The sequence below is a fragment of the Rickettsiales bacterium genome, from assembly GCA_033762595.1.
GTDB lineage: Bacteria > Pseudomonadota > Alphaproteobacteria > Rickettsiales > UBA8987 > JANPLD01.
In genome coordinates this window covers 1-20,575 of record JANRLM010000010.1, presented here as the reverse complement: position 1 = coordinate 20,575, position 20,575 = coordinate 1, and the positions used below count along the sequence as shown (strand labels likewise).

The following is a 20,575-nucleotide window of genomic DNA, read 5'->3' as shown; positions in this document are numbered from 1 at the left end:
TAAAACAAGCTCATAACCTAAGGTTTATAAGTAATTTCAACAATTAACCCCGCAATAAATGCGGGGTGACTATTGGAGGTTATGGAGCTTAAATATATACTTGCCTAACAATGTCGATAACTTAACTCTGACTTCTAATCTCTAATACCCCAAATCAAATCTTTTGATTAGTGTTTCATCTTCGTAATTGATTGGGCTGATTTTTAGAATTGGTGCCATTCCTTCAATCACCCTTGAAACAACAGGGGCTGCAACCCAGCCACCAGTTGCATAGCCGTAAGTATCAGGGGTTGGTTTTGGCTCATCAAAAATCGCAAGCACTAAATATCTTGGTTTATTCATTGGAAACATTCCTACAAAAGATGCAATAACCACGCCCGGAACATATTTTCCATCAACTACTTTTTCAGAAGTTCCAGTTTTTCCGCCAACAAAATATCCCTTAGCTTCCGCACTTTTGCCAGAGCCACCAGTTACAACAAGCCTATATAATTTTCTCATTGTTTCAGAAGTTTCTTCACTAAAAATTCTAGGGTTGTTTTTACTTTTATGGTTTTTAATAATTGTTGGCTTAACAAGCATACCACCATTTACAAGCGTTGCATTTGCTATTGCAACATGCAGTGGTGTTACTGAAACCCCATGACCAAAAGAAGCCGTTAGTGTAGTTGATAAATTCCAATTTTTTGGCATCATTGGAATAGATTTTTCCTTAATTTCTATCCCCACTTTTTCATAAAAACCAAGCTTTTTATAATATTCCTGCATTGTGCTTGCACCTATGATTTCCGCAATTTTAGCTGTGCCTATATTTGAGGAGTACATCATAATTTCAGGCAGAGCGAGCGGCCTAAATTTACCTTTGTAATCTGAGATTTTGAACCTACCAATTTTAATTGGCTCGCTTGCATCAATCACGGTTTTAAGATTTACTAATTTTTTTTCTAAACCAATTGCGAATGTAATTGGCTTAAAAGTAGAACCCATCTCATAATTTCCAAGCGTTATGCTATTAAATTGGTTTGAAATTGTTAGAGATTGCGGGGTGTTTGGGTCATAATCTGGCAAGTTCACTAGCGCTAAAATTTCCCCACTATTAACATCCATCACAAGGCCGCTTGCAAATTTTGCCTCGTGCTTTTTCATCTGATTTAGAAGCTCAGTGTGGAGAAGGCTTTGTATTCTGACATCTAAAGAGGTATCCACCCTACCATTTGCTGAATGAATTTCAAACTCAGCCTCATCAATGCCATCAATATATTTTTCAAATCCTGTTAAGCCTTGTGCGTCAACCCCAACCATTCCAAGCGTATGTGAGAACAAATTTAGATGCGGATAAGTTCTTTTTACCTCAACATCAAAATTTAGGTAAGGTATACCAAGATCGTTCACTGCCTTCATTTCCATTGGGTGAAGATTTCTTTTTATCCACACAAATGCTTTTTTAGAAGAAAGTTTTTTTATCAAATCTTGCTCGTTTAATTCAGGAAAAATTTTTCTTAATTGCCTTGCAATCATTGTTGGGTTTTTCAAATTGCGTGCATCTGCATAAAGTGAATTTGTCTTAAGATTTGTTGCAATTAAGATGCCGTTTCTATCATAGATAGGAAGCCTTTCAGCCTTTTCAAATTGTTCGTTATAAAATTTTGCACCTTCATATTCCAGCTCCAAAAAGAAGGTTAGCTTTATAAGCTTAAATGCGATTGCAAAATAAATTAGAAAAACAATTACAGAATATAAAATGATTCTATTTTTACTTTTATCAATTACGCTACTAATTGAGCCATCTAGGGAAAGGTTGAGTTTAACGGGCTTTCGCATCAATTTTATCTCAAGCTAGGTGAGTTAGTATTGGTAGAAAAATAAATATTTGTCTCAGGAAGATTTTTCAAATCAGTGAATTGAAAATATTTTGGTGATTGCATAACAACCTCTGAACTGAGCCTCATAACCAAGTTTTTAAGCCTCTCTGGATTATTTTGATAACTCCATTCTGCTTCAAGAATCTGAATTTCTTCTTCATAACTTGACATTTTGTAGTTAGTTTTTTTTATTTCTTTGCGTAGAGAATCAACTTGGTTTTCAGTGAAATACACTAGGAAAACCAACACTAAGAAAGAAATAATATATATAATTTTTTTTGAGTTTATCATTGTCATTCTTAATTTATTAAACTCATTTTTTTTCTTTGTAAAACTCTTAATTTAGCTGATCTCGCTCTAACATTATTTTTTATTTCAAAATCGCTTGGTAAAATTGGCTTTCTTGTTACCAACTCAAACTCAGAAAAATGTTGATTTGCTTGAGTTTCAAGCGATGGCAAATATCTTGATACGCCAGAATTATAGCCAGAAATTTCTCTGAAAAAATTTTTTACGATTATATCTTCACCAGAGTGAAAAGTAATAACGCAAATTCTTCCTTCATTTTTTATAAATTGCGTTGCTTTTTTTAAGGCAATTTTTAACTCATCAAGTTCATCATTAATATAAATACGGATTGCTTGAAAAGTGCGGGTTGCAGGGTGAATACCATCTTTGCCCCTGCCTAAAACTGAAAGAATTATATTCGCAAGTTGCGTAGTTTTTGTAATTCTTTTTTTAGCTCTTTCACGAATTATTGCCGAAGCAATTTGACGAGATTTTCTTTCATCACCATATCGAAAAATTACACCTGCAATTTCTTCCTCTTTTGCTTCATTGATAAAATCTTCGGCACTAAGCCCATCATCGCTCATTCTCATATCAAGTGGGCCTTCTTCCTGAAAGGAAAAACCACGCCTTGGCGTATCAATTTGCATTGAAGAAACGCCTATATCAAACAAAATTCCATCAACTTCACTAACATTTATTGACCTCAAAGCTTCATCTAAATCAGAAAATTTTGAGTTCAAATAAATAAATCTATCACCAAATTCTTGCTTCAATTCTTCTGCATATTGCTTGGTGTGAATATCTCTATCAAGTGCAATAACTCTGCAATTCGCACTCTCAAGAATGGCTCTTGAATGCCCCCCTGCCCCGAATGTGCAATCAAGATAGGTTTTTCCATCTTGCGGATTTAGTTGCTCCAAAGTTTCTTTTAGTAATACCGAAATATGTGATTCTTCACTTTGCATATAAGTAATTTTTCTACGATAATTTTGTTCAAAAATATAAGAAAAATCTTCAAACTTATAACTATATATCTGTAAATTTTCCAAATTCATTTTTTGTTTTTTTCTCTTTAACGCAATATTTTTACCCCGCAATAAATGCGGGGTGACATCTTCAGAAAACCCTAACCCAACCTTAACTTTCCACGATTTACTTTTGCAATTTCGCGAGAATTATTGAAATATTTTTCAAATTTTTCTGGATTCCAAATTTCAAAAGTAAAACCTTTACCAACAAAAATCGCCTTATCTTTAAGCCCTGCGAATGATATTAATTCTTCAGGCAAGATAATTCTGCCATCATTATCAATCGCAATTTGTTTGCTTCCCCCTAGAATGCTGGTTGCGAAGGCATCTCGCTCATCAGCGTAAGGGTCAAGGCTATCTATTGAGTTTGCTAGCTTCTCAATTCTTTCCATTCCGCACGCCTCAATGCATGGGTTTATAAAAGATTGGTAAGCAATAATTCCGTTAAAATCCTCATTTTTCAAAGCCTCGCGAAATAGAGCCGGCACAGAAATTCTACCCTTCGCATCAAGCTTATTTTCGTAATTTGAAATGAATATCCCCACAAAAACCTTAAATGGAATTAATTGGAATTTTTTGGTATAAAATGGAATTATATGGTTTTTTAATCAATTTTGCAATAAATATTTTATAATTTCGGAAATAAAAAAGCCCTTCAAAAGAAGGGCTTAGAAATTTATGGATAATTTATTAAATAATCACTCACCTTTTTGCTTGCTGAGAACTTTTACCATCTTTTGTTTATCAGCATCCCAGCGGAATTGCGTAACAATAACTTTTGTGCCAGTTGTAATAATATCGCCGTTTTCCATGTGAATGACATCATAGCCTTTCTGCAAGGCTTCTTTGATAATTTCTTGGCAAGAATCAATATATTGCTCATCTTTCATAAACTCCACAGATTCTCCCTTGCCCTTAGTTTTAGGCAGAGAATCTATAGTATCTTTAATTGAATCAACCATTTTGCCTCCATTAATCTTTTTTCCTAAATGAATCTAGGGTTACAACATTAGAGCCTGAATTACCATCTATTTTTTTGCTTTGCTTGGAAGAATTCTTTTTTGAAGCAGGCTTTTTATTGCCCTCAGAGATAAGCTCCGCATTAGAATCTGCATCTTCAAGCATTATCGTATTGAACTGCAAACCGAATTTTACACTTGGATCAACAAAAGAAACAAGGGCAGAAAATGGTATTGTAATATTTTGTTTTACATGATCAAAGCTCAAAACTATTGAGAAATATTGATCTTCAACTTCTAAATCATAAAATTGGTGCTGAAGCACAATAGTCATCTCTTTTGGGTATCTTTTGCGTAATTCATCAGACATCATAACGCCTTGGGCATCAGTTTTGAAGGTGATGAAAAAATGATGTTGCCCTGGCAAGCCATCTTTTGTAATTTGCCTTAAAACAGACTTAACCACATCATGCATGGCTTTATCTATGAGCTTTGCGTAATCTATATTTTTATCTTTCATTATAATAATAGAAAATTTTCAACTTTTATTTCAGAGTTTTTTTAATATCTCAAGCGGAAAATTTGAAGCGATTGAGTATGGCTAAAGAAGTTATAATTCAAAAAAATATTATTACCCAAAAATTACCAAAATCAAATTTTATAGTAGAGCTTTTGCTAACAAAAAATTTAATAAATAAGATATAAATCAGTGCCCGACGGGACACGCCTTAATTTATTAAGAAATTGATATATAGGGATAATCCGCCATCTCATTTTAACTGATACCCCCAAAAATACCCCCAAGTTTTTTTATAATGTCTATAGGTTTAATTTAGATTGCTATTTATCTTCAATACACACCTAAATCATCTTCTATTCCTTTGATGCTGGAGTAGATAGGTTCACGAAAATTACTTCTGATAGACCTAAAATCTATCCTAAAAGAGTATTATTGGGTATCAGACCCTAAAAATTTCTATGTAAAAGGAAGCTATAACCAACTAATTGGTTTAATTAGAAATGTTGGTGTTATAGATTATATTCTTGAAAAATTTGGCAATAAATCTAATCATAAAAATATTTCAAGTTAAGGCAAGTTTATGAATATTGAAGAATCTTACTTCGCTTTTGCCCTCGCAATTGAAGATCTAGAAAAAGAAGAGCCTGATTTTAGAAAAAAGCTCAACGCAAGTTTGCAATCTTTGCTTCATTTTAGAATTAACCAACTGCCTGAAACCCTTCAAAAAAGGCTTGAGGCTCTTCTTGAAAAGTCAGTTGACCTAAAAAGTAAAGAAATCTTCAAAACTGATTTTTTATCTGATAAAGAAATTTATAATCTCATTGACGAAATTGAATTTATTTTTGATGAAATTTGCAAACTCAGAAAAAGGCTTTAGAAATTATTGATGCAAATTCGAATTAAATTGTCTTTAAGATTTTACCAAATTTAATTCAAAGCTTTTAATTCATTAATTTTTTCTGCAATATTTAGAAATTCGTTTCTTTCAAAGTCATTTTTTTGGCAATATTTACCAATAAAATTCATCATTGTTAACATATCTTCTCCGAAAGAGAGGGATTCATCTTCCTTGGCGGTAGATATTATATCCAAATAAGCTTTTTCTAAAATTTTAGTGATGCTTTTACTGCCGGCTTTATTTGATTCAGATACCAAAAAGTATAATGCACTAATAAATGTAGAAACATCAACTTTTTTAGATTGCTTTTCTGTTGTTTGCATATTCACCTTCATATTTACCATAGTTTATAATTGACTCATTGATACCGGTTTTTTTTCTTACTAAAGCGAGATTTTCCTCTGAAACTTCAACCTCGCCAGAGCGAATTCTATCGCCGTTATCGATTGTTATAACATCACTCCAATAGCTAACTTTCCAGCCATTTTTTTCAAATATATTATTCCAATAGATTGGAAGCATAATACCAACATATTTTTTAATTCCAGCTTGCAAGCCATATTCTAAATAACCTAGGATAATTTCTTGAATAATTCTTTTTCTTAAAGGGGCATCTAAGCCTTTATCTACGCAGAATCTTGTTCCTTCCCATATATCTACTGATGATGGAAGTGGAACATTTTCAGCTAATTTTGGAAAAACTTCCTTTAACATATATGGTCTATCTGTTGGATATAAACGAGAAACACCTCTCGCAATTCCATTATAATCTCGCCAAATGAGGTAAGTGGTTGCAGGGTTGTCATATTGATCAAATTCAAGATTTCTTATTGTTGGCACTTCCCAGCCTTGTCTTTGAATTATACTTCTATATCTAAGTTTATGCTGTTCTGCTATTGGGTTGCCATCAAAAAGATGATTGGTTTCTAAGGTAACGCATTCTATAGTCATATACTCTCCCTGTTTTTTGGGAGAATGCCTTAAAGCAAAAGTTAATTCATCCTACCAAGGTAGGTAGGATATCTAGTTGAAAACATAATTCGGAGTTATTAATCCAAGTCTTATGGCTTTTACGACTGCAAAAACCCTGTCATTAACATCTAATTTCTTAAATATATTCTTTGAGTGAAACCTTACAGAATCATATGATATTCCAATAATATCTGCAATATCGCCATCTTTCTTGCCAGATGCATACCACAACAATATTTCTCTTTCTCTATTAGTTAAGGCAATTTTATTATCATTATTTGGGCGTTTGCATAAATCCAAGTAAACTAAGTGAAATTGATGCGTAATAGCCCTTAACATTGATAAAATATCAATATTCAAATCTAAATCTCTTTCTGAGCTTGCAATTCCAACCCCTGCTATTTCCCCATTTGCACCATAAAGAGGTATTCCAACTCCGCTAAGAAGTTTAGCATCATCTGCTTCATTCATAACTAGCAACTCATCTTTGTTAAGTTCTCTTTCTTCTGAGATGGATTTCCAAGCAAATGGCTTAACGCTCTTAAATGCTTGCTTGGGAACAGGATCAAGCTTTTGATAGCCCTTTTCCATATAATGTTTTAAAAAATCTTGCGGGTAATTACCCATTATTGCATGACCGGCCTGAAGACCAGCTTTGTAGTGATCAGTAATTAAACTATAAACAACTTTATCAAAACCGAAATATTCAAGGGTTTTTCTATATTCAATAAAAAGCTCATCAATATTATTGATTCTATTAGATTTTAATATGAACTCCTCTAATATCGACATTGCCTAAAATATTTTGGTTATTTACCAGACATAATTTTCATCATTGTTAATAAAAATTCCTTATTTTCTTTTGAAATATTGCTGAATAGACCAATTAACTCCAAATCTGAGGATTCTTTTTTATCATTATTATTACAATTTTTGTAAACTTCATTCATGAAAACTGAAACATCTACATCTAACTCATTTAGAAGATGAATTAATGAATCAGCAGACATTCTATCTTGCCCTTTTTCATATTTTTGATATTGTTGAGGAGAAATAGAAAGAACATTTCCAGCATCTTTTTGACTCAGCCCTTTTGATAATCTGAGCTCTTTTAAGTTATTAGAAATACTTTCTCTGATTTCTAAAATTTTGCTATTCATGGTTGAACAACTTGGATTTTGTTCTACCTAAGCTATAAAAACATTAATTGTCAATTAAAAATGGATTTTAAACCTAGAATTGAATTATTTCATACAAAAGATAATATTATCTATCCTGAAAAATATCATCAAAATTTTATAGATAAATTTGATGCACAAGATGAAGATGTAATTATGGAAGGTCTGCTTTCTTATTTTTGAAAACAGCAAACTAATTAGTTTTAATAGAATGGCAGCAACCAATATTTATAGGGTTTTGCAATTTATTTTACATGCAAAAACATTAAATTTTTTATCTTCAATACCCATCTAAATCATCTTCTATTCCTTTTATGCTGGAGTAGATAAGATAAGCAATCAAGACCAAGAAAAGTAAGAGAAGTGCAGAAAAAACTAACATAAAAAAAGGCTAGTAACTTTTCATCACTAGCCCAATAAATTAATTGCCGTTTAAGCTACTGCCATAATTATTATATGGGTTGCCATCTGCACGAGTTCTAAAGTGAGGCTGAACATAAGTTCCGTTGTTTTTGTAATAGCCATTCACCCTTTGATAGCCTTGAGCAAATGCACTGCTTACAGAAAGAAAAACGCCAGTTGCAATTATTATTGTTAGAATTTTAGACTTCATAGAAAGCTCCCTTTTATTAATTATAATAAAAAGCTACCAAGCGTTTATCTTAAGGTTAGTTAGATATTTTCATGGTAGCTGGGAGTTCGAAAGCCGACAAGAAGTGCGACTGTGGCTATTTTTAGCCTTACAGCTTGGACATGTATAACCACCTCCCAGCCATGAAGACTAGGAAGGGCATATTTTTATACGGTATATGTTGTAAACCGCTTCTTGAATAGGTTTCGACACCCAATGCAGATTTCCCTGCACAAAAGAAAGGCTAATAGATTATTTCAGGTTAGTCAAACAAGTTTTAAGATTCATTAAGATTTATCTTATTGCCCCATTTGCTTTTTAACAATCAAAATAAACATTCCTTAACTCTAAAGTGTGTAACCGCCTCTACCCATCTATATTATACCCCACCCTTGCAAGGGGCTACCCCCCCCATTAATAAATTGTACCAAAACAATATTAGTGTTTATCTTGTATAAGCACCACTATAAAGCCTAATCAAAATTTCAAAATCTCCCCTAGGGGGTGTTTTTTATATGGTTATAGTAGCGAATTTTTCAATCGGCTTATTACCCAAATATTACCCAAATCAAATTTTTAGAAGAGATTTTGCAAATAAGAAATTTAAGAAATAATATGTAAATCAATAACTTAAGATGGTGACCCCGACGGGACTCGAACCCGTGCTACCGCCGTGAAAGGGCGATGTCCTAACCGCTAGACGACGGGGCCAAATTGAAGCTGTCTTTGCTGTAAGAAAGTGAACTAATATCCAAAATTTACCTTATTTCAAGAAAAATTTACAATTATTTTGAAAATCCTCAGCAACTCAATATAAGCATTCTAAATGCAACATAAAAAAATGTTAGAAACTTGGATAATTTTAGCAGTTTTGGCAGCAATTTCGCAATCAGTCAGAACGTGCTTGCAAAAAGATTTAGCAAAAAAATACTCACCAATTTTTATAACTTGGGGAAGGTTTTTATTTGGCGTTCCTATCGCTTTTATCTATCTTATTTTTTTAACAATTTCACATTTTAATTTACCAAGCATCTCTTTTGAATTCTTATTTTATTGCAGTTTAGCAGGACTTTCACAGATAGTTGGCTCTATAATGCAAACCTCACTTTTAAGAGATAGAAATTTTGCAGTAGGCATAGCATATAGCAAAACTGAGGCAATTTTAGCGGCGATTTTTGCTTATATTTTATTTGCTGAAAAAATTAGTTTGTTTGAATTTTTCGCAATCATTATTGGCTCTTCAGGTGTAATAATCCTCTCTTTACTTGGAAATTCTGGAGGTTTAAGTTTTGAAAACTTAAAAACAAAAACCTCTCTAATTGGCTTAACGCTTGGAATATTCCACGCTTTCACCGCAATTTTTATTAGGGAGGCCTCTCTTAGCTTGGAATCAAAATTCACAATTTCAGCGGGCTTAACATTATTTTCTGTGATGCTCATTCAAGCTACATTTTTAACCATTTACCTAAAAATTAAAAATCTAATTATAATTGAAGATTTCAAAAATTATTCTTCTCTTAAAGAGTTAATTTTATTAGGTGTCATAGGTGTTGTAACCTCAATTTTTTGGTATAGTGCTTATTCAATTCAAACAGCATCACTTGTAAATGCGGTTGGGCAAGTTGAGTTGATTTTCTCACTACTTGCAACTAGAATTATATTTAAGGAAAAAATAAAAAACCTTGAAAAATTAGGAATTAGCCTAATTATAATAAGTGTATTAGCTTTAGTTTTATAGTTTAGAAAAATGAATAATAAAAATTTGATAAAAGAGATATTAATTGCAAGTAATAACAAAGGAAAAGTTAAGGAAATAAAGGATTTGCTGACGCCTTTTAATTATAAAATTCTATCAACAGAAATTCTTGGCAATATAGATGAGCCTGAAGAAACTGGTGATTCCTTCGCTGAAAATGCCCTTATAAAAGCTAAATATTATTCTGAAAAATCTGGTAAAATATGTCTTTCAGATGATTCTGGAATTGAAGTTCATTCACTAAATAATATGCCGGGGATTTACTCTGCGAGATGGGGTGGTGTTAAAAAAGATTTCAACCTTGCAATGCAAAAAGTTGAAGATGCATTAAATGAAAACGGGATAAATACTAGATATGAAGGGCAAGATATCGCGGATTATAACAAAAAATTGCTTTCTGCAAATTTTACTTGTGCTTTATGTTTGTATTTTCCAAATGGTGAATATAAAATTTTTGAAGGTAAAGTTTTTGGCACGCTAACCTTTCCACCCCGCGGAGATGCCGGCTTTGGTTATGATCCAATTTTTATTGCGGAAGGGCATAACAAAACTTTTGCTGAAATTGAGCCAGAATTTAAGCATCAAATTTCTCATCGTGCTAAAGCATTTGAGAAATTTGTAAATTATTTGAAGTCGTAATTAAATGAATTTATTTAGAAGAATAAAAGAGAGTTTGAGCAAATCTTCCAAGGCTATAAGCGAGGGAATTTCTAGCGTTTTTACCAAAAGAAAATTAGATGATGAAGCCCTTAATGAGCTAGAAGAAATTTTAATTATGGCTGATATGGGGGTTAAAACTTCCGCTGAAATTATCGCAGGCATTAGAAAAAAGAAATTTGATAAAGAAGTTACTGAAGAAGAAATAAAGCAAAGCCTTTCTGAAGAAATCTTAAATATCCTAAGTAAATCTGGGGTTGATAATGGTTTAGATTTTTCTAAAAAGCCCCTATGCCTTATGTTTGTTGGGGTTAACGGCACTGGCAAAACTACATCTATCGGAAAACTCTCTGCAAAACTTCAAAAGGAAGGCAAGAAAGTTTTAATCTCAGCCTGTGATACATTTAGGGCGGCGGCAGTTGAGCAACTCGCAAAATGGGCGGAAAGAAGCGGTGCAGATTTTTTTAGCGGCGTTGAAAATCAAGACCCAGCCTCAGTTGCATTTCAAGCCTATGAAAAGGCTAAGATTGAAAATTATGATGTTATTTTAATTGATACAGCAGGCCGCTTGCAAAACAAAAAAGGCTTGATGGAAGAATTAGCTAAAATTTCAAGGGTTCTCAAAAAACACAATGAGGAATTACCTCACAAAACAATTTTAGTTTTAGATGCAACAACAGGGCAGAACGCGGTTTCTCAGGCGGAAATTTTTAGTGAAATTGCGAAAATAAATTCTCTTATTATCACCAAATTAGATGGCTCTGCAAAGGGCGGTGTAGTAGTTGGAATTGTTGATAAATTCAAAATTCCAATCTTCAAAATTGGCGTTGGAGAAGGGTTAGACGATTTAGAAAATTTCAATCCAGAAGATTTTTCAAAATCTTTAGTTGGTTTGGGTTAATCAACAAATATCTTTATATAAAATTTTTTTCAAATATATTTAATCTGAAAACTTTATAAACCTTTGCTATCAAAGCTTAAAAGTGAAAGATTACATCCATAAAGAATTTCCCAAAACTTGTGCATCTGATGATTTTATGGGGCAAGTTAAAAGAACTATCGCAGGCAAGCCGATACCTCAAGAGCAGATAGATATGATAACTTCATCTATCAGAAACAATCTAAAACTTAATACAAATGATATATTGCTAGATTTATGTTGTGGTAATGGAGCATTATCTGAGATTTTTCATAGAGAAATAAAAGCCTATCTAGGCGTTGATTTTTCTGAATATTTAATTGAGGTCGCAAAAAAGAATTTTGAAAAATTGCCAAATTTCTCATTTATCCTTTCTGATGCATTTGAATATGTAAAAAATGAAACTCAACCCGAAAGATTCACTAAATGTCTATGCTATGGTGCATTCCAGTATCTACCACATAATAATGCAACTGAAATTTTAAAATATCTTTGTAATAATTTTATTAATATTGAATCAGTTTATATTGGCAATTTACCAGATAAAAATAGGGCTGAATCCTTCTTTTATAAAGATATTGATTACAAAAATATTCTTAATGATAACAACTCTGCGATTGGAATATGGCGTTCAGTATCAGAGATGGAAGAGCTTGCAAATATTTCTGGTTGGAAAGCTGAAATTATAAATATGCCAGCTAGTTTTTACTCATCTCATTATAGATATGATGTTAAACTCACACGCAAATAATCTTTCAAGCAAAGATAAAAAAGATATTTTTGAGTTAGCTTTATTTGGTGGTGAGCCTTTATTCTCTAAAATTAAATCAACCTCTAATTTATTCCGCCCGAAAGAATCAGATTTCTTCAAATATGCAAAAACTATATTTGAAACTCGCAGATTATCAAATAATGGTGAACTTGTTCAGTTGATGGAGAGAAGATTGTGCGAAATTCATCAAGTAAATAATTGTATAGCTGTTTGCAATGGTTTGTGGGCATTAGTTATGACATTAAAATCTATTGCTCTAGAAGGCAAAAGTGAAGTTATAATGCCTTCGCTAACTTATAGAAGAATGGCAGATGTAACTGCTTGGGTTAAACTTACACCTAATTTCTGCGATGTTAATAAAAATACTCTTGGAATATCTAGGCAGAATGTAGAGCCTCTGATAAACAATAATACTGCCGCAATTATTGCTGCTCACCCAATGGTTAATTTATCTGATATAACCAGTTTAGTTGAGCTTGCGAAAGAAAAGAATATTCCGTTGCTGTTTGATTCTGTTGAGGCAGCTTACGCATCTTATAATGGAAAAATGCTTGGTAGTTTTGGCAGAGCTGAAATTTATTCAATGCACGCTAGTAAATTTCTAAACGGCTTTGAAGCTGGCTATATAACCACTAACGATGATGACCTTGCAAAAAATCTCAGAATAATGAGAGGCTTTGGCTTCAATAACCCTGACAATGTTGAAATGCTTGGGCTGAATGCAAAATTAAATGAGTTGCATGCCGCGATGGCATTAGCCTCATTAGATAGCATTGATTCTCAAATAGAAAAAAACAAGCTAAGATATTTGCTTTATAAAAGTGAACTTAGCAAAGTTAAAGGTTTAGAGCTTGTAAATTATGATGAGTCTGAAAAGCGAAGCTACAAAACAATATTAATAAAACTCAATCAAGATTGGGGAATTTCAAGAGATGATACTATAAAATTGATGCATAAAGAAAATATGCTTGTAAGGCCTTATTATTGCCCTCCTCTGCATACTAAAAAAACCCACTATAAAGTTATTTTTGATTCTTTACCTAACACCGAAATAATGAAAGATGAGTATATTCTAATGCCTTGCGGTGAGTTTGTTAGTGAAGATGATATTATAAAAATTGTAAACTTCTTAAACTTTGTGAGCGATAATAGTAAAGAAATAAAAAGTAAATTATGATAGATAATAAAAACATTCTGACCAAACCAATTCCTGTTGGACAAATGAACTTTCCTAGCTGGGAGAGGTTTGAAAATGCTTTCAAAGGCATTTTCAATAGGGAATATTATACAAATCATGGGCCATTATTAGCAGAGCTTGAATCTAAGTTAGAAAAATTCCTTAAAGTAAAAAATGTAGTATGCGTAACAAATGGAACTATCGCATTAATAATCGCCGCAAAGGCACTTGGCTTAAGCGGCAAAGTTATAGTTCCATCATTTTCTTTTATTGCAACTGCACAATCTCTAACTTGGGCTGGGTTAGAGCCAGTTTTTTGCGATGTTGATCCAACCACACATCACATAAAGGCTGATTTAGCAGAAAAACTTATTGATAGTAATGTAAGTGCAATATTAGCGGTTAATCTGTGGGGAAATAGTTGTGCCGTTGAAGACTTACAAAATCTTGCCAATACTAAAAAGATAAAATTATATTTTGATTCAGCCCATGGATTTGGTTGCGAAAGAAATGGAACCAGCTTGGCTTGTTTGGGTGAGGCTTCAATTTTTTCATTCCACGCTACAAAAATTCTTAATGCGGCAGAAGGCGGTTGCGTATGCACAAATGACGATGAACTTGCGGAAAAAATACGCAATATAAGAAGTAGTTATGGCGTAAGAAAGCAAGTTGATATTCCATTTACTGGCAATGGAAGAATGTCTGAGGCTCAAGCGGCTATGGCCTTGCTAAGCCTTGAAGATTATAAATTTAATCAAAATAGAAATAGGGAATATTATAACTTATATTGCAAATTACTATCTGAAATAAAAGGTATAAAAATTTACCAACCTGATAGTAATGGCTTAAGCAATTATCAATATGTTGTCTGCCAATTAAATGAAAAGGAATTTGGTGTTTCTAGAGATAATCTTGTAAATTATCTTCGCTCAAAAAATATTTTAACTAGAAGATATTTCACCCCCGGAATGCATAGAACAATTCCATATTGTAATGATTTTCCTCAATATTTGAATGCTTGCCCTAACACAGATAAACTCTGTGCATCTGTTTTTCAGTTACCTTCTGGGCAAGATGTAACCCCAGAAATTATAAAAATAATTTGCGATATAATAATAAATTTTTACAAAAATTCACAAAGCTGTAGTAAATGAAACTAGGAATAATGCAGCCTTATTTTTTTCCTTATATTGGCTATTTTGCTTTAATAGCGAATACTGATAATTGGGTTGTATTTGATATTACCCAATATACACCCAAAACTTGGATAAATCGCAATCGTGTTTTGCACCCAAATAATGGCTGGCAATATATAACGGTGCCACTAAGCAATTCCTCAATAAATATAAAAATCTCAGAAGCAAAAATTCTTAGTAAAGAAAAATCATCTCAAAGGATATTAGCACAAATTGAGCATTACAAAAAAAATGCCCCATATTTTCAGAATGTAAAAAAAATAATTGAAAAAACCTTTAATGAAACATCTAGTGATTATTTAATAGAGCTTAATATTAACTCACTTAAAAATATCTGCGAATATTTAGAGATAAATTTTAACTATATTATTGCCTCAAAGCATAATTTTACATTTCATAATAATATGAAGGCTGGTGATTGGGCTTTGGAAATTGCCTCTCAACTGGGTGCAAATGAATATATAAACCCTGAAGGCGGTAAAGATTTATTTAATGAAAAAGATTTTTTAGAAAGAGGAATAAAACTAACTATTTTAACCTCACCTAAATTTGAATATGAATGTAAAAATTATAATTTTGAAGATAGGCTTTCAATAATTGATGTTTTAATGTGGAATAAACCAGAAGATGTTAGAAAAATAATTTCTTAATACTTTTCCAGCATCATTGAAAATTTTTCCAATAATTCTTGAAAGCTTTTCTCGCGGTTGAATAATACATCTTTATTTTCAAGAATAGTTTTTTGAGCAGAATTATAAAAACCTCTATCATTCGCAAGGTTAAAGCATATTTCAACATACTCATTAATATCTTTTGCGATTAATGAGTTAAGACCTATTTTTGAATAAAAAGCGGCGGCTAACCTGCCACCACATAAGAAACCTTTCTTCATTGTTACTATCGGATACCCCTCTATAAAAGCCATATATCCTGTGCTTCCTGCACCAAAATAAAAACTATCCAATAAACAATCTGCCTCTTTAAGATATGAAATAAAATCATTTTTATTGGCCTTCGGCAAAAATAATATTCTTTCAAAAATATCTCTGCTTAAACTACTTTTAAGGCGATTTTTGATAGAATTTGTTATATATTCTCTATCTTCAAATAAAACCACCGCTCCATTTTCATCTTTCTTAAGAATTGCTTCAATTACTTTATCAAAATCTGGGTGAAATTTATGAAGCTTTAACGGAACAATATATAATTTTTTATCAGATGGTAAGTTAAGCTCTACCTTATTTTTGAAAGATCCTTTGAACTCACTGACATCAGGAAAATCGCAATAATTATCTAACAGAATCATTTTTTCGGTGAAATATTCTTGAGATTCTTCGTCATCAAAATTTTTACTAGATATATAATAATCAATAGTATCAATACCAGAAGTTATTGGAATACCATTCATACTACACTGCACTGGTGCAAGCCTTGCGTAAGCTAAGTAATAAGATAAAGAATTTATTCCTAGCTCTAAGTGAATAATTATATCAGGTTGCTTTGATTCAATAAATTTTTGAGATTCTAAAATATCAATAGGTAAGTTAAAGGCTCTATCTAAATTCTTATATTCTAGCCATATATTATCATTATTTTCAATTTGTGCAGTTGAAAATATAAGTGCCTCATAATGTTTATTATCTAAAAGATTTTTGAATATAGAAGCAAAACAATCTGCAACAACATGGGTTGCATCATATCTAATAATAAAACCAATTCTAATTTTTCTATCATTTGGCTTTTTATAATTTTTAATGTGGCTTGCTTCAAAACTCAATATTGGAGTCGCCTTTCTAAGAAGCATCGCATATTTTTTATTTAACTCTCTATTATTATAATTTTGGTAAATTAGATGATAAAAAGTTTGATAATTTTCTATCAACGGATTTTTTATATGCAGATTTTTATTAAGAAGATTATTCAGATTTTCTTCATATTCAGAACGCCAGTTTTTTATATCTTCACTAGAATTAAAAAACCAAGGACATAATGTTTTCATTGTAACAAGAGTTCCATCAGATTTTTCTAAATCATATAATTTTTGATAATATTTTTTTGCCTCATCAACTGATTTAGTTATGTAAACTAAACTGCACATTTCCTTTAATAATGGAATATTATTGGGCTGAATTTCAAAGGCTTTAATAAACAAGTTTGATGCCTGCTCATTTAGGCGAAAAATTTTGTAAGTAAGTGCTAGACGATTTAATATATCAAAATTATTTGTAAAAATATTATTTGCTACTTCAAGCAGATTTCCAGCTTTATCATATTGTTTTGTGTTGAAATAAATTTCAGAAAGCTCAAGATATGCGTCAAGCAATTTATCATTTTTATTGATGGCAAGATTATAAGCTTTAACTGCTAACTCAAAATTACGAATATTTTTTAAGCCTCTAGCGAGTAAAAGAATTGCAGGAATATTATCTGGGTCAATCTGCAATATATTATCTGAAAACTCTATGCATTTTGAATAATTTTTATCTCTAAAATATTCCTTAGCCTTATCAAGCAAGCGTTTAGTTTTTATACTTGTCATTGATAAAAATTTTCAAAAATAATTATTTTAACAAACTATCTCTTAGATTTTTTCTATCTTCTTCTTTGAGTGGAATTAGCCCTTTGAGGGAAAGATAACCAGTATCACCGATTGCATCTTCGCTAACAAGCTCGTTTAAGAATTCTTTTAAGCCAGCAACTTTGCCTATATGCTCACCTTTAACATACATATAAAGCGATCTAGAAACTGAATATTTTCCAGAATGAATATTATCAAATTCAGGTGTTGCACCATCAATTGTGCTACCTTGAATAGTATCAGAATTTTGATCTAAGAAGCTGAAACCAAAAATTCCAAGCGAGTTTGTATTATTCTTAAGCTTTTGAACAATCAAATTATCATTCTCGCCAGATTCAATATATGCACCATCTTCACGGATTTCATGACAATTTTTTCTTCTGATTTCCTCGTCTGGATATTCTGCCACAAACTCCTTAATATTGAGGCAACTTGGCTCCATAACTATTTCAACAAAAGCATCTCTAGTGCCTGAAGTTGGCGGTGGACCATAAACTTCAATCTTATTATTAGGAAGGCTTGCATCAACATCGCTCCAATTTTTATAAGGGTTTTCAACGAGTTTTCCATCAACTGGAACTCTTTTCGCTAGTGCTTTGAAAATTTGTTCTTTGGTTAAAGTGTAGGCCGTAACCTCTTTAGAATTGGCTAAAACTATACCATCATAGCCGATTTTAATTTCTTTAATATTATTTACACCATTAGATTTGCAAAGCTCCGCCTCACTTTCTTTAATTTTACGAGATGCATTTGTTATATCAGGAAATTCAAAACCTGCACCACTACAAAATAATTTCATACCGCCACCAGTGCCAGTTGACTCTACGATTGGGGTTCTGAAATCAGTTTTAGTGCCAAACTCTTCTGCAACAACGGTTGCAAATGGGTAAACCGTTGATGAACCAACGATTCTAATTTGTTCTCTCGCTTCAGAATTTGATGCAGATGCTAACAATATAGCGATTGCGAATAGTAACTTTTTCATTCCACCTCTATAAAAGTTTTGAGATGTCTCAATAGCATTTTTCATCAAGCCTTGCAATAAGATTTAGAATAGTTATTTAAGAATTACAGGTAGTGTTTACTATAAATAGATTTATAACTATTAAACTCATAATGTCACCCCGCACTTGGTTAGAGGGGGTAATGGCTAAATTGTTTCTAAGCAATAGGTTTGAGCGTGTTTTATAGTTAACTCCGCAACAAGTGCGGGGTGACAATTTTCTGCAAATCTATGTTTGGTAAACATTACCTAATTATTAATTTAATAAGTATATTTTATGGCAAAAGCAAAAATCGCATTAGTTGGCGCAGGAAATATTGGTGGAACTCTGGCTCATTTAGTTGGCTTGAAAGAACTTGGCGATGTTGTTCTGCTTGATATTAATGAGGGGATTCCTCAAGGTAAATCACTTGATATTGCGGAATCTGCTCCAGTTGAGGGCTTTGATGGTGCTTTTATCGGCACGCAAGATTATAAAGATATTGAAGGTGCTGATGTTGTGATTGTTACGGCTGGTGTGCCAAGGAAACCAGGTATGAGTAGAGATGATTTGCTCGGCATTAATGCTGGAATTATCAGAACTGCAGGCGAGGGAATTAAAAAATATGCTCCAAATGCTTTTGTGATTGTTATTACAAATCCGCTTGATGCGATGGTTGCGGTGATGCAAAAAGTTACTGGCTTCCCAACTAATAAAGTTGTAGGAATGGCTGGCGTGCTTGATTCTGCAAGGTTTAGATATTTCCTTTCTGAAGAATTCAAAGTTTCTGTAGAAGATGTAACGGCTTTCGTTTTAGGTGGTCATGGCGATACTATGGTGCCTTCAGTTCGTTATTCAACTGTGGCTGGAATTCCGCTTCCAGACTTAATTAAAATGGGTTGGACTACACAAGAAAAATTAGATAAAATCGTGCAAAGAACTCGTGATGGTGGTGCGGAAATTGTAGGCTTGCTTAAAACTGGCTCTGCGTTTTATGCCCCTGCATCTTCAGCAATCGCAATGGCTGAAAGCTATTTGAAAGATAAGAAAAGGGTTCTGCCTTGTGCTGCATATCTTAATGGCGAATATGGAGTAAAAGGCTTATATATTGGCGTTCCAGTAGTGCTTGGCAAAAATGGCGTTGAGAAAATTGTAGAAATTCAGCTTGATGCAACCGAAAAAGAAATGTTTGATAAATCAGTTACTGCCGTGAAAAGCTTATGCGAGGCGGTGAAGTTGTAATCAATCTATGCAAAAATTTCAATTTCAAGAGCCAAAATTTATCAATGGGCTTTCTGCTGTTTATAACAATTATGATGGGTTTATAATTGATTTATGGGGCGTGCTTCATGATGGCACTTCGGCTTATCCAAAGGCTTTGGAAATGCTGAAAAACCTAAAAAATTCAGGTAAAAAAATCACGCTTCTTTCTAATGCACCTCGCAGATCTTTTATGGCAAAGAAAAACCTTGATAGGCTTGGTTTTACTGAAGATTTATATGATTTTCTTATTACTTCTGGCGAAATCACTTTTGAATTTGTGAAGCAAAATAATCTCGGTAAAAATTACTTTTATATAGGCCCTGACAAAGATAGAGATATTTTAGAAGGTCTTAATGTTACTGAAGTAAGTAATGCAAATGAGGCCGAATTTGCCTTAGCAACTGGTTTTGAAGGGTTTGGCTCAGTGTTTGAAGAAAAGAAAAATCAAGTTGATGAAGCTCTTAAAGCTGGGCTAAAATTGCTGTGTGCAAACCCTGATTTCAAGGTAGTAAAACAAACTGGTGAGGAGCAAATTTGCTCAGGGCTAATAGCAAAATATTATGAGGAAAATGGCGGTAGAGTTATCTATTTCGGCAAGCCATATATTTCAGCTTATCAAAAATGTTTTGAATTGATGAATATAAACCTAGAGTTAAATTCTAAGATAAAAAACAAGGTTCTTTGCATTGGAGATTCAATCCACACTGATATTTTAGGGGCGAATAATTGTAACTCAAGTGGGCTTTTTGTTGCAGGCGGAATTCACAAGCAAGATTTTGTTGAAGATGGATATCTAAACCTCACAAAAATGGCGGATTTATGCAATGTTCACCACGCCCAACCAACTTATATTATTAAAGAATTTTTTTGGTAGAATTACAAATTTCAATGATGACTCCACTCAATTTTGCTGATGTCAATGCCGTCTTTATACA

The 20,575-nt window shown here is 32.6% G+C and carries 24 protein-coding genes and 1 tRNA gene; 11 read left to right on the top strand and 14 right to left on the bottom strand.

Features of this window, described 5'->3' with window-relative positions; genetic code table 11:
• Positions 1–141 precede the first annotated feature (141 nt).
• From SFT90_00635 to SFT90_00610, 6 genes are all read right to left on the bottom strand, one after another.
• Positions 142–1,821: a penicillin-binding protein 2 gene (locus SFT90_00635; GenBank protein ID MDX1948990.1), complete on the bottom strand. Its 1,680-nt coding sequence runs from the start codon at positions 1,819–1,821 to the stop codon at positions 142–144.
• Between the two features lie 5 nt (positions 1,822–1,826).
• Positions 1,827–2,153 (bottom strand): hypothetical protein, encoded by a 327-nt coding sequence (locus tag SFT90_00630; GenBank protein ID MDX1948989.1) that lies wholly within the window; start codon positions 2,151–2,153, stop codon positions 1,827–1,829.
• An 8-nt stretch (positions 2,154–2,161) separates the two neighbouring features.
• Positions 2,162–3,118: a 16S rRNA (cytosine(1402)-N(4))-methyltransferase RsmH gene (gene rsmH / locus SFT90_00625; GenBank protein MDX1948988.1), complete on the bottom strand. Its 957-nt coding sequence runs from the start codon at positions 3,116–3,118 to the stop codon at positions 2,162–2,164.
• A 161-nt stretch (positions 3,119–3,279) separates the two neighbouring features.
• Positions 3,280–3,726, bottom strand: coding sequence for a cell division/cell wall cluster transcriptional repressor MraZ (locus SFT90_00620; GenBank protein ID MDX1948987.1), 447 nt, complete (start codon positions 3,724–3,726; stop codon positions 3,280–3,282).
• A gap of 153 nt (positions 3,727–3,879) precedes the next feature.
• Positions 3,880–4,143: a DUF2671 domain-containing protein gene (locus tag SFT90_00615; GenBank protein ID MDX1948986.1), complete on the bottom strand. Its 264-nt coding sequence runs from the start codon at positions 4,141–4,143 to the stop codon at positions 3,880–3,882.
• A 10-nt stretch (positions 4,144–4,153) separates the two neighbouring features.
• The gene (locus SFT90_00610; protein ID MDX1948985.1) at positions 4,154–4,660 is read right to left on the bottom strand and encodes a ClpXP protease specificity-enhancing factor SspB; all 507 of its coding nucleotides are present in this window, start codon (positions 4,658–4,660) and stop codon (positions 4,154–4,156) included.
• Positions 4,661–5,240: 580 nt separating this feature from the next.
• On the opposite strand from SFT90_00610, the gene SFT90_00605 reads away from it, so the two are divergent.
• Positions 5,241–5,537 (top strand): hypothetical protein, encoded by a 297-nt coding sequence (locus SFT90_00605; protein MDX1948984.1) that lies wholly within the window; start codon positions 5,241–5,243, stop codon positions 5,535–5,537.
• A gap of 50 nt (positions 5,538–5,587) precedes the next feature.
• Here SFT90_00605 and SFT90_00600 read toward each other — a convergent pair whose 3' ends face one another.
• The 4 genes from SFT90_00600 to SFT90_00585 form a co-directional block, all read right to left on the bottom strand.
• Complete coding sequence (locus tag SFT90_00600; GenBank protein ID MDX1948983.1) at positions 5,588–5,881, bottom strand: hypothetical protein; 294 nt, start codon at positions 5,879–5,881, stop codon at positions 5,588–5,590.
• Complete coding sequence (locus SFT90_00595) at positions 5,856–6,509, bottom strand: acyl-homoserine-lactone synthase (GenBank protein MDX1948982.1); 654 nt, start codon at positions 6,507–6,509, stop codon at positions 5,856–5,858. Before SFT90_00595 ends, SFT90_00600 begins: the two co-directional genes overlap by 26 nt.
• Positions 6,510–6,581: 72 nt before the next feature.
• Positions 6,582–7,322, bottom strand: a complete 741-nt coding sequence (locus SFT90_00590) for a LuxR family transcriptional regulator (protein MDX1948981.1) — start codon at positions 7,320–7,322, stop codon at positions 6,582–6,584.
• Positions 7,323–7,339: 17 nt separating this feature from the next.
• On the bottom strand, positions 7,340–7,690 hold the full coding sequence (locus SFT90_00585) for a helix-turn-helix transcriptional regulator (GenBank protein ID MDX1948980.1): 351 nt from the start codon (positions 7,688–7,690) through the stop codon (positions 7,340–7,342).
• Positions 7,691–7,750: 60 nt separating this feature from the next.
• Here SFT90_00585 and SFT90_00580 point away from each other — a divergent pair, with 60 nt between their 5' ends.
• A complete protein-coding gene (locus SFT90_00580) occupies positions 7,751–7,891 on the top strand; it encodes a hypothetical protein (protein MDX1948979.1) in 141 nt (46 codons plus the stop codon).
• A 238-nt stretch (positions 7,892–8,129) separates the two neighbouring features.
• On the opposite strand, the gene SFT90_00575 is transcribed toward SFT90_00580, so the two are convergent.
• Both SFT90_00575 and SFT90_00570 read right to left on the bottom strand, forming a co-directional pair.
• Entirely contained in the window at positions 8,130–8,321 is a 192-nt protein-coding gene (locus tag SFT90_00575; GenBank protein ID MDX1948978.1) for a hypothetical protein, read from the bottom strand.
• Between the two features lie 654 nt (positions 8,322–8,975).
• Positions 8,976–9,050, bottom strand: a tRNA-Glu gene (locus SFT90_00570).
• A gap of 115 nt (positions 9,051–9,165) precedes the next feature.
• Between SFT90_00570 and SFT90_00565 the strand changes: the two genes are divergently transcribed.
• The 7 genes from SFT90_00565 (at position 9,166) to SFT90_00535 (ending at position 15,466) form a co-directional block, all read left to right on the top strand.
• Entirely contained in the window at positions 9,166–10,077 is a 912-nt protein-coding gene (locus SFT90_00565; GenBank protein MDX1948977.1) for an EamA family transporter, read from the top strand.
• 9 nt (positions 10,078–10,086) lie between these two features.
• Positions 10,087–10,734, top strand: a complete 648-nt coding sequence (gene rdgB / locus SFT90_00560) for an RdgB/HAM1 family non-canonical purine NTP pyrophosphatase (protein ID MDX1948976.1) — start codon at positions 10,087–10,089, stop codon at positions 10,732–10,734.
• 4 nt (positions 10,735–10,738) lie between these two features.
• Complete coding sequence (gene ftsY, locus SFT90_00555; protein ID MDX1948975.1) at positions 10,739–11,653, top strand: signal recognition particle-docking protein FtsY; 915 nt, start codon at positions 10,739–10,741, stop codon at positions 11,651–11,653.
• An 82-nt stretch (positions 11,654–11,735) separates the two neighbouring features.
• On the top strand, positions 11,736–12,422 hold the full coding sequence (locus SFT90_00550) for a methyltransferase domain-containing protein (protein MDX1948974.1): 687 nt from the start codon (positions 11,736–11,738) through the stop codon (positions 12,420–12,422).
• Positions 12,397–13,620 carry an aminotransferase class I/II-fold pyridoxal phosphate-dependent enzyme gene (locus SFT90_00545; GenBank protein MDX1948973.1) on the top strand — a complete coding sequence of 408 codons (1,224 nt, stop codon included), beginning with the start codon at positions 12,397–12,399 and terminating at the stop codon, positions 13,618–13,620. The genes SFT90_00550 and SFT90_00545 overlap by 26 nt, the downstream gene beginning before the upstream one ends.
• Positions 13,617–14,774 (top strand): aminotransferase class I/II-fold pyridoxal phosphate-dependent enzyme, encoded by a 1,158-nt coding sequence (locus SFT90_00540; protein ID MDX1948972.1) that lies wholly within the window; start codon positions 13,617–13,619, stop codon positions 14,772–14,774. The genes SFT90_00545 and SFT90_00540 overlap by 4 nt, the downstream gene beginning before the upstream one ends.
• A complete protein-coding gene (locus tag SFT90_00535; GenBank protein ID MDX1948971.1) occupies positions 14,771–15,466 on the top strand; it encodes a WbqC family protein in 696 nt (231 codons plus the stop codon). Before SFT90_00540 ends, SFT90_00535 begins: the two co-directional genes overlap by 4 nt.
• Here the strand turns inward: SFT90_00535 and SFT90_00530 are convergent.
• Positions 15,463–17,355: a hypothetical protein gene (locus tag SFT90_00530; GenBank protein ID MDX1948970.1), complete on the bottom strand. Its 1,893-nt coding sequence runs from the start codon at positions 17,353–17,355 to the stop codon at positions 15,463–15,465. The genes SFT90_00535 and SFT90_00530 overlap by 4 nt on opposite strands.
• A gap of 22 nt (positions 17,356–17,377) precedes the next feature.
• Positions 17,378–18,379, bottom strand: coding sequence for a substrate-binding domain-containing protein (locus SFT90_00525; protein MDX1948969.1), 1,002 nt, complete (start codon positions 18,377–18,379; stop codon positions 17,378–17,380).
• Positions 18,380–18,674: 295 nt separating this feature from the next.
• Here SFT90_00525 and mdh point away from each other — a divergent pair, with 295 nt between their 5' ends.
• Together mdh and SFT90_00515 are read left to right on the top strand one after the other, a co-directional pair.
• Positions 18,675–19,619, top strand: a complete 945-nt coding sequence (mdh, locus tag SFT90_00520; protein ID MDX1948968.1) for a malate dehydrogenase — start codon at positions 18,675–18,677, stop codon at positions 19,617–19,619.
• A gap of 7 nt (positions 19,620–19,626) precedes the next feature.
• Positions 19,627–20,514 carry a TIGR01459 family HAD-type hydrolase gene (locus SFT90_00515; protein MDX1948967.1) on the top strand — a complete coding sequence of 296 codons (888 nt, stop codon included), beginning with the start codon at positions 19,627–19,629 and terminating at the stop codon, positions 20,512–20,514.
• The last annotated feature ends 61 nt before the right edge of the window (positions 20,515–20,575 follow it).

Coding starts and splice junctions, on each gene's coding strand:
- SFT90_00635 (MDX1948990.1), bottom strand. CDS start 1,821: ATGCGAAAGCCCGTTAAACTCAACCTTTCCCTAGATGGCTCAATTAGT.
- SFT90_00630 (MDX1948989.1), bottom strand. CDS start 2,153: ATGATAAACTCAAAAAAAATTATATATATTATTTCTTTCTTAGTGTTG.
- rsmH (MDX1948988.1), bottom strand. CDS start 3,118: ATGCAAAGTGAAGAATCACATATTTCGGTATTACTAAAAGAAACTTTG.
- SFT90_00615 (MDX1948986.1), bottom strand. CDS start 4,143: ATGGTTGATTCAATTAAAGATACTATAGATTCTCTGCCTAAAACTAAG.
- SFT90_00610 (MDX1948985.1), bottom strand. CDS start 4,660: ATGAAAGATAAAAATATAGATTACGCAAAGCTCATAGATAAAGCCATG.
- SFT90_00605 (MDX1948984.1), top strand. CDS start 5,241: ATGAATATTGAAGAATCTTACTTCGCTTTTGCCCTCGCAATTGAAGAT.
- SFT90_00600 (MDX1948983.1), bottom strand. CDS start 5,881: ATGCAAACAACAGAAAAGCAATCTAAAAAAGTTGATGTTTCTACATTT.
- SFT90_00595 (MDX1948982.1), bottom strand. CDS start 6,509: ATGACTATAGAATGCGTTACCTTAGAAACCAATCATCTTTTTGATGGC.
- SFT90_00590 (MDX1948981.1), bottom strand. CDS start 7,322: ATGTCGATATTAGAGGAGTTCATATTAAAATCTAATAGAATCAATAAT.
- SFT90_00585 (MDX1948980.1), bottom strand. CDS start 7,690: ATGAATAGCAAAATTTTAGAAATCAGAGAAAGTATTTCTAATAACTTA.
- SFT90_00580 (MDX1948979.1), top strand. CDS start 7,751: ATGGATTTTAAACCTAGAATTGAATTATTTCATACAAAAGATAATATT.
- SFT90_00575 (MDX1948978.1), bottom strand. CDS start 8,321: ATGAAGTCTAAAATTCTAACAATAATAATTGCAACTGGCGTTTTTCTT.
- SFT90_00565 (MDX1948977.1), top strand. CDS start 9,166: ATGCAACATAAAAAAATGTTAGAAACTTGGATAATTTTAGCAGTTTTG.
- rdgB (MDX1948976.1), top strand. CDS start 10,087: ATGAATAATAAAAATTTGATAAAAGAGATATTAATTGCAAGTAATAAC.
- ftsY (MDX1948975.1), top strand. CDS start 10,739: ATGAATTTATTTAGAAGAATAAAAGAGAGTTTGAGCAAATCTTCCAAG.
- SFT90_00545 (MDX1948973.1), top strand. CDS start 12,397: ATGATGTTAAACTCACACGCAAATAATCTTTCAAGCAAAGATAAAAAA.
- SFT90_00540 (MDX1948972.1), top strand. CDS start 13,617: ATGATAGATAATAAAAACATTCTGACCAAACCAATTCCTGTTGGACAA.
- SFT90_00535 (MDX1948971.1), top strand. CDS start 14,771: ATGAAACTAGGAATAATGCAGCCTTATTTTTTTCCTTATATTGGCTAT.
- SFT90_00530 (MDX1948970.1), bottom strand. CDS start 17,355: ATGACAAGTATAAAAACTAAACGCTTGCTTGATAAGGCTAAGGAATAT.
- SFT90_00525 (MDX1948969.1), bottom strand. CDS start 18,379: ATGAAAAAGTTACTATTCGCAATCGCTATATTGTTAGCATCTGCATCA.
- mdh (MDX1948968.1), top strand. CDS start 18,675: ATGGCAAAAGCAAAAATCGCATTAGTTGGCGCAGGAAATATTGGTGGA.
- SFT90_00515 (MDX1948967.1), top strand. CDS start 19,627: ATGCAAAAATTTCAATTTCAAGAGCCAAAATTTATCAATGGGCTTTCT.